The 7494-nt window shown below is 51.9% G+C and carries 6 protein-coding genes; 5 read left to right on the top strand and 1 reads right to left on the bottom strand.

The annotated features are described in order from the left end of the window. The coding region (locus ACXAGA_RS16415) for a hypothetical protein (RefSeq protein ID WP_475118548.1) at positions 1-1674 on the bottom strand (1674 nt) is incomplete at its 3' end. A 264-nt stretch (positions 1675-1938) separates the two neighbouring features. On the opposite strand from ACXAGA_RS16415, the gene ACXAGA_RS16410 reads away from it, so the two are divergent. From ACXAGA_RS16410 to hsdR, 5 genes are read left to right on the top strand one after another with little or no spacing between them, the layout of a single operon-like run. Beyond that, complete coding sequence (locus ACXAGA_RS16410; protein WP_475118547.1) at positions 1939-3387, top strand: class I SAM-dependent DNA methyltransferase; 1449 nt, start codon at positions 1939-1941, stop codon at positions 3385-3387. An 11-nt stretch (positions 3388-3398) separates the two neighbouring features. Further along, complete coding sequence (locus ACXAGA_RS16405; protein ID WP_475118546.1) at positions 3399-4553, top strand: restriction endonuclease subunit S; 1155 nt, start codon at positions 3399-3401, stop codon at positions 4551-4553. 17 nt (positions 4554-4570) lie between these two features. Then, complete coding sequence (locus ACXAGA_RS16400; protein WP_475118549.1) at positions 4571-4750, top strand: hypothetical protein; 180 nt, start codon at positions 4571-4573, stop codon at positions 4748-4750. Continuing rightward, positions 4747-5169 carry a hypothetical protein gene (locus tag ACXAGA_RS16395; RefSeq protein ID WP_475118545.1) on the top strand — a complete coding sequence of 141 codons (423 nt, stop codon included), beginning with the start codon at positions 4747-4749 and terminating at the stop codon, positions 5167-5169. The genes ACXAGA_RS16400 and ACXAGA_RS16395 overlap by 4 nt, the downstream gene beginning before the upstream one ends. After that, positions 5166-7487, top strand: coding sequence for an EcoAI/FtnUII family type I restriction enzme subunit R (gene hsdR / locus ACXAGA_RS16390; protein ID WP_475118544.1), 2322 nt, complete (start codon positions 5166-5168; stop codon positions 7485-7487). Before ACXAGA_RS16395 ends, hsdR begins: the two co-directional genes overlap by 4 nt. Positions 7488-7494 lie beyond the last annotated feature (7 nt).

The following is a 7494-nucleotide window of genomic DNA, read 5'->3' as shown; positions in this document are numbered from 1 at the left end:
TTTGCAGTGGTCAATGGCCTGTTGTATTTTGGGAGTGACTTTGGGCTTCCGAGCCGCGCTGACCTTGATCTTGCAGCCTGGAAAGAGACGTGGGACCAAGTCGGTCATACGACATCTCGCCGACGCAAGAATGTGGACCTCACATGGAACTGCCATCCCAGCATTGCAGCCTCGCAAAGCACCGCGACAGACGCCCTGCAAGAGCAGGTCAGCCAGTTCTCCTTGCTTCAATTCCGAGAGAAATCCCTCCGGTAACGGTTGAGAGACATCCAAGCCAAGAGAAGCGTAAGCAAGAGCTTCATAAGCACCTTCGGGAATAAAGAATGTGCTAGCGACGATTATGTGGTCGTAGTCTGCGTATGCATTGGTTCCTTGGTGCTGACCCCATCGCAAAACGTCAAACTTGACGCCAGGAGCTGCCCTCTCAAGCTCTGGTTTCAGTTTCTTAGCGCCGACGTCTTTATGAGAGATGACCAGGTACCGTGCAGTTGGTTTGGACTTCATTATGCCTGCAACGTAGGAAACTAATTCCGGCCTGCATTCATGCCAAGCGCTCCTGCTACTTGCTATTTTATGTAGATGCACATTTACGGTGCTGTAGTCTTTTGGAGCCGAAGAGAGACGACATAGTTCTCCGTTCTGCTCAAAGGCAGTGTAAGTGCTACGGACACGGCCAGACGCATCAAACACCAAAGCAGGGCCAAAGTCCTCGGGGATAACTTGAGACCAGCTAAACAGAGTAGAAACCAATGTATTATCGTCGGCCTTTCGCGCTGTACGGTTCTCAAGCTCCATTAGATGCCGCAGTGTTGTCTCGCTGGTCGTACGTTCTCCTACCACAGCCCAAACATCCGCCATCACACCGGGTGGGAATGCCGAGAAGACCTCACCAACCTCGAAAGGACCGGCGGCTTGAGTTTGGAGACGCTTATTAAGGTCTTCCAGCTTGGCAGCAACTTGTGGACAAGGGGACCGCAGGCGGGAGACCAGAGCGTTAATATCGTCAGAGCTGACCTGAATGACCGACCGTGGGGCATATGCTTCATCCCAGATGCGGACCTGACGAGGCTGACCGCGATAGTGTAAGGACTCTATATTGCCGAAGGTTTCATGACGCTTAGTGAGTCTACGAACTTGCTCATGTGTTGTGATCAAGACTTGAGCCTCATGCGAAGGCATTTTAGTCAAGGCATTGACCTCCGGATCGCTAGTTTTCAACGCGACCTGCGTGTTGTCCAACCCCAACTCAAAGAAAAGCCGCTTCACCTCATCTAGTCGTGGCAAACAGATTAGTACTCCGACCTCGCTGTACTCTGGAAGTGCGACCAAGTTTCGGACGAAGTGGATACATGCTGAGGTTTTTCCAATTCCTGGGTCCAGACTAGATAGGTGGACAACGTTAGCTGCATTAGACGATGCCATGGCGACCATACAGTCCACCACCTCCTCTAAACTCGAAAACTGGGCATAATCGATCTTATGGCCAATCCGATCAAACTCGGCCAACAAGCTTTGCATCGTCAACAAGCGTAGGCCTGATGAAGCTGTAGTACTCTTTTCCGTAAAGAGATTAGTATTGGAAGACGTAACTACAGTTTGATTTTGTTCTTTATCGACGAGGGGGAGTGGAAGCTTAGTTCCTGATGCATTCGCCATCGCAAATGTTTGGGTCATGTGTCATTCCTTAGGTGATTATAGACAAGCTCAGACCTCAGGATTGGCCGAAGCCGACTCTCTGAAATCATCTATGGTGGCACCTAATTCGTCCTCATCACCCCAACTCTTTCGTCGCTAGCTTCATCCCCGTCGTCGTGGTCGTCCCCACTAAGTCAAAGTTAGACTTCTACCTCCTCTAACCAAGAAGGGCGTACTAGCTGAGGGTCTTGCATCCTCTGGTTGGTCGTGGAAGATGCTAGGCAACGGAATGAGGCAGGGTATATGTACGAGAACGCATTCAACTCCATCGAGAAACACCTCCGGTCAGAAGAGGGTGTCGCAAACGAATTGGATTATGTGGAACAGACCTCGTGGGTCCTCTTCCTCAAATACCTAAACGACTACGAGAACGAGCGTCGTGACCGCGCTGATCTGGATGGTCTTCCCTATGAACCAATTATTCAAGGCGACTATACCTGGGACAAATGGGCCGCCCCGAAGAAAGATGGAGAGTTTGACCACAACGCTGCGCTTATTGGTGACGACTTGGTCAGCTTTGTCGATACCCAACTTTTCCCTTACCTCGCAAAGTTCCGAGATAGCGCAGCAGGTCCCCGCACCATCGAATATAAGATCGGCGAGGTCTTTACCGAACTTCGCAACAAGTTCCGCTCCGGTTATGTGCTGCGCGATGTACTTGAGGTCGTTGATGGTCTGAGCTTCAACACCCAAGCCGAACGCCACGAACTATCCGAACTATACGAAACCCGCATTCGCCGCATGGGTAACGCGGGTCGCAATGGTGGCGAATACTACACGCCGCGTCCTCTGATCCGCGCCATGATCAAGGTGGTCGATCCACAGATTGGTGAAACGATCTATGACGGGGCTTGCGGCTCTGGTGGCTTCTTGTGCGAAGCCTACGACCACCTGCGAACAGACAACCTGACTGCCAGCCAATGGGAAGCGCTGCAGCGCGACACCTTCTTTGGACAAGAGAAGAAAGGCCTCGCCTACATCATCGGCATCATGAACATGATCCTTCACGGGATCGAAGCGCCCAACTTGATACACGCCAACACGCTCAATGAAAACGTGATGGATATTCAGGAAAAGGACAGGCACGACATCATTCTGGCGAACCCTCCTTTCGGGGGCGGGGAACGCCGCGAGGTGCAGCAAAATTTTCCGATCCGCACGGGTGAAACAGCCTACCTGTTCCTCCAGCACTTTATCCGCAAGCTTCGCGCTGGGGGTCGTGCCGCTGTGGTGATTAAAAATACGGTGCTTAGCAACACCGACAATGCTTCGGTGGCTTTGCGCAAGGAACTGCTAGAAAGTTGTGAACTCCACACGATCCTTGATTGCCCGCAAGGCACCTTTCAGGGTGCGGGCGTCAAGACTGTTGTGCTGTTCTTTACCAAGGGCGCAGCGACACGGGACATATGGTATTATCAACTTGATCCAGGTCGCAGCTTGGGAAAGACAAACCCGCTGAACGACAACGATCTGGCAGATTTTGTGGAACTGCAACGCACCCGCGCAAACGGATCGCAAAGCTGGTTCGTGAACCGCGCCGATCTGGACGAGGACACATACGACCTGTCGGTCAAGAATCCCAACGCGCCCGAGGCCGAGGCGCTGCGCACCCCCGAAGAGATCATCGCCGACATGCTGACGCGGGACGCCGAGACTGCGCAAATCCTCGAAGACATTCGGGGGATGCTGTGAGGGATGTCGCAATGACAGGATGGGCCACGAAGCCCCTTGGTGAGATAGCAGAAAACCTTGATAGCAAACGTGTTCCCATCACGAAATCGAAACGCGAGTCAGGAGATGTACCTTACTACGGCGCATCTGGCGTCGTTGATCATGTGAAGGACTACTTGTTTGATGAGCCACTTTTGCTCGTTTCCGAAGATGGGGCAAATCTTCTAGCCCGAACATACCCGATTGCGTTTTCGGTTTCCGGCAAAACGTGGGTCAACAATCACGCGCATGTCCTACGATTTGGCGAAGCAGTCACTCGTCGCTTTGTCGAGCTCTACCTAAACTCGATTTCACTTGAGCCTTATGTAAGCGGCATGGCTCAGCCGAAGCTTAACCAAAAGAAGTTATCTGGAATTCTTGTTCCACTCCCGCCACTCGAAGAACAACAACGGATTGTTGCGGTTCTGGACGAGGCCTTCGAGGGTCTGGCCCGCGCCCGCGCCCACGCCGAAGCCAACCTCCAAAACGCGCGGGATATTTTAGAAAGCCAACTCGCATCACAGTTTCTGGTCGGCAGTCCTGATTGGGTTGAGAAGAAGATGGGGGATATTTGCAGCCTAATCACCGATGGCAAACATGGAGACTGCGAGAATCAAGATGATTCAGGCTATTACTTTCTGAGCGCCAAGGACGTAAAGAATGGAACGCTGAACTACGATGGCTCTAGGCAAATCACTTTTGCAGACTTTCAAGAAACGCACAGACGCACAGATTTGAGTGCAGGTGACGTTCTGGTTACCAACGCTGGAACAATTGGCCGTACAGCAATCGCGCAGGACGATCCGAAAACTGAACGCACCACATTCCAAAAGAGTGTTGCCGTGCTCAAACCTAAACGCGAAGTCATTGACAGCAACTTTCTCGAACTAGGCCTCAGGGCAAACCTAGTGAATCTTCAGAAACTAAGTGCGGGAGCGGCCCAGAAAAACTTGCTACTGCGCGATTTGCGTTCATTCTTTGTAAGAATGCCTGAGAGAATTGAAGAGCAAATGAGAGTTGCCGAAGAATTTGCGAAACTTCAAGTCAAGGTCGAACTATTGGAAAACAAGGCCTTGAGCAAGCTGCAAGACCTCGACGATCTCCGCCAATCCCTTTTGCAGAAAGCCTTCGCGGGCGAATTAACATGACGTAACGAGTAGAGAAGATGAGCATTCACGACGAAACCGAAGCCGATACCCGCGCCGAGCGCATTGACCCCGTCCTTGCGGCGGCGGGCTGGGGGCAGAACGGCTCAAAGGTGCGTCGCGAGGTTATCTGCCCTGGGCGCATCCAGTCGGGCGGCTCGTTTCCGTTACTCCAAATTTTTGAGCGGACGAAAATATGAGAAAAGTCGCGATCTATGTCATCTTAGGACCTATTGTTTTGGTCGCAATTATTGCAGCAACCATCCTCGTGTTCCCTTCAGTGGGGAATTCTCTACTCTTATTGGCGGCAACCGTAGGCGGAGCCTTGGCCGCCACGGAGCCAATCATTCGGGGAATCTCGAGGACGGGAGTCGCTGAAACCAAGCGGCTCTCAGACGCGCGGGCGAAGCTGTCTGAGCACATTCAGAACCACCGTTCGGCACTCCAGATGGAAATGACCCGTTCGGTCGATGTCGACCCGTTCGGGAAGATACTGAAGGACAAGAGGGCCAAGGTGGCCGCATACTTTCTAAAGAGCACAGCTTTCGAATACGCGCCTTTGACAAGGGGTGAAGCCATTTCCATGATCGTGGAGAGATTTCCCGTGAGGTCGGTATGAGCATTCAAGACGAGACCGAAGCCGATACCCGTGCCAATCGCATTGATCCTGTTTTACGAGACGCAGGCTGGGGCGTTATCGAAGGTTCTCGGATTCGCAGGGAGGTCATATGTCCCGGTCGCATCCAAACAGGCGGCAAGCGCGGCAAGGGGTTGAGCTGCGATTATGTGCTAGAGTTTCAGGGTCAGAAGCTTGCAGTTCTTGAGGCAAAACGCGCGGGCAAGAGCCATCGGGACGGCGTCGGACAAGCCAAGGATTACGGCGAACGGCTCGGCTCTCGTTTTGCCTTTGCGTCCAACGGCATCGAATGGCGTCAAATGGATTTGCAGCGTGGAGCGGAAGCTGACTTTAATCTTCCTTTTCCTACACCTCAAGAGCTATGGGACCGGACCTTTGCTGATGACAATGAGTGGCGGATAAGGTTCGGCGCAATTCCTTTCGAAGACGCAGGTGGGAAGTGGTCGCCTCGTTACTATCAACACAAGGCTATCACTGCTGCGTTGGAAGCCATAGCTCAGGGTGAGGAGCGAATACTACTGACGTTGGCCACGGGTACTGGCAAAACCTCTATAGCCTTTCAGATCGCGTGGAAGCTTTTCCAATCCAAATGGAACATCACCAAAGAGCCTACTCGGCGTCCTCGTATTCTGTTTTTGGCTGATCGAAACATTCTAGCGGACCAAGCATACAATTCGTTCTCTGCGTTTCCGTCAGATGCTATCGCACGTATCGACCCTGCGACTGTTCGGAAGCATGGGGGAGCGCCGAAGAACGCCAGTATCTTCTTCACTATCTTCCAGACCTTCATGACTGGAGAAGATGAAGCGCTTTACCAGTCCTATCCCGAGGACTTCTTTGACTTCATTATCATTGACGAATGTCACCGTGGTGGAGCCAAAGACGAAAGCGAATGGAGAGGTATTCTAGAGTATTTCAAACCAGCGGTTCAGCTCGGTCTGACTGCAACACCCAAGCGTCAAACCAACGCTGACACATATGCATATTTCGGTGACCCTGTGTATACCTATGCTTTGAAGGACGGCATCGAGGACGGCTACCTAACGCCGTTCAAGGTCCGACAGATGGCATCGACAATCGACGAATACGTCTACGACCCAGCGGATAATGTGCTTCAGGGTGAAGTAGAGGCTGGCCACAAGTTCAGTGAGGCTGAGATTAACCGGATCATTGAAATTCCCGAACGCGAAAAGTCACGCGTGAAGGAGTTCATGGACAACACCAACCAAAATCAGAAGACGCTGGTTTTCTGTGCTACGCAAAACCATGCTGCACTTGTGAGAGACTTGATCAACGAAATATCCAGCAGCTCGAATCCGAACTATTGCCACCGTGTAACTGCGGAAGACGGTGCCGTTGGGGAACAACATCTTCGTGATTTTCAGGATAACGATAAGACGATCCCGACAATCCTTACTACTTCGCAAAAGCTTTCGACTGGGGTTGATGCCAGAAATGTCCGGCACATCGTGTTAATGCGGCCTATCAAGTCCATGATCGAATTCAAACAGATCATTGGTCGTGGAACCCGCACCTACGAAGGCAAAGACTTCTTTACGATTTGGGACTTTGTCAAAGCTCATGAGAACTTCGAAGATCCAGAGTGGGATGGCGAACCAATTCCGCCGGAACCTCCCACATCTGGTAATCCCCCACCACCACCGGAACCGAGTACCCCTGGGGAACCACCACAGCCTACCGAGCCACTCGAACCCGCTAAAGAGATGATCAAGATCCAACTCAGCGATGGAACTGAGCGAAGCATCAGATATTTGCGCTCAACATCCTACTGGGATGCGTCTGGAAAGCCGATGTCAGCGATGGAGTTGATGACAAAGCTGTTCGGAGACCTGGCTACCTTAGTTCCTGATGAAGATACTTTGCGCAATACATGGAGTGATCCAGACAAACGCGGAGAGTTCCTCACCAAGCTTGAAGAGGCAGGCTACGATGCGGAACGGATGGAAGATATTAGGCTGCTCATCGACGCACCAGATAGTGATTTGTTCGACGTTCTCGCATTTGTCTTGTTTGACAGTACACCACTGACCAGAGTGACGAGAGCTAACGCTGTTCGAAGCAGCAGTATGGCAGAATATCAAGAAGAGGTCCGCGCCTTCCTTCTAGGCATCCTAAATGCTTATGAGCAGGAAGGAGAAGGAGAGCTTGCCACCGTGAAACTGCGAAGCTTTATCGAGGCCAGGTATGGCACCTTGGGCGCTGCCAAGGAACGCCTGGGAGATACGAAATTCGCGAAACAAATCTTTCGTGAAATGCAAGAAAACCTATATCGGTTGTAGGCTAACC

It is taken from the genome of Marivivens sp. ABH4_498, assembly GCF_056160585.1.
This window is presented reverse-complemented; position numbering and strand designations above follow the sequence as displayed.

Excerpts from the sequence above, each read along its gene's own strand:
- ACXAGA_RS16410 (WP_475118547.1), top strand. The coding sequence starts at position 1,939 with ATGTACGAGAACGCATTCAACTCCATCGAGAAACACCTCCGGTCAGAA.
- ACXAGA_RS16405 (WP_475118546.1), top strand. The coding sequence starts at position 3,399 with ATGACAGGATGGGCCACGAAGCCCCTTGGTGAGATAGCAGAAAACCTT.
- ACXAGA_RS16400 (WP_475118549.1), top strand. The coding sequence starts at position 4,571 with ATGAGCATTCACGACGAAACCGAAGCCGATACCCGCGCCGAGCGCATT.
- ACXAGA_RS16395 (WP_475118545.1), top strand. The coding sequence starts at position 4,747 with ATGAGAAAAGTCGCGATCTATGTCATCTTAGGACCTATTGTTTTGGTC.
- hsdR (WP_475118544.1), top strand. The coding sequence starts at position 5,166 with ATGAGCATTCAAGACGAGACCGAAGCCGATACCCGTGCCAATCGCATT.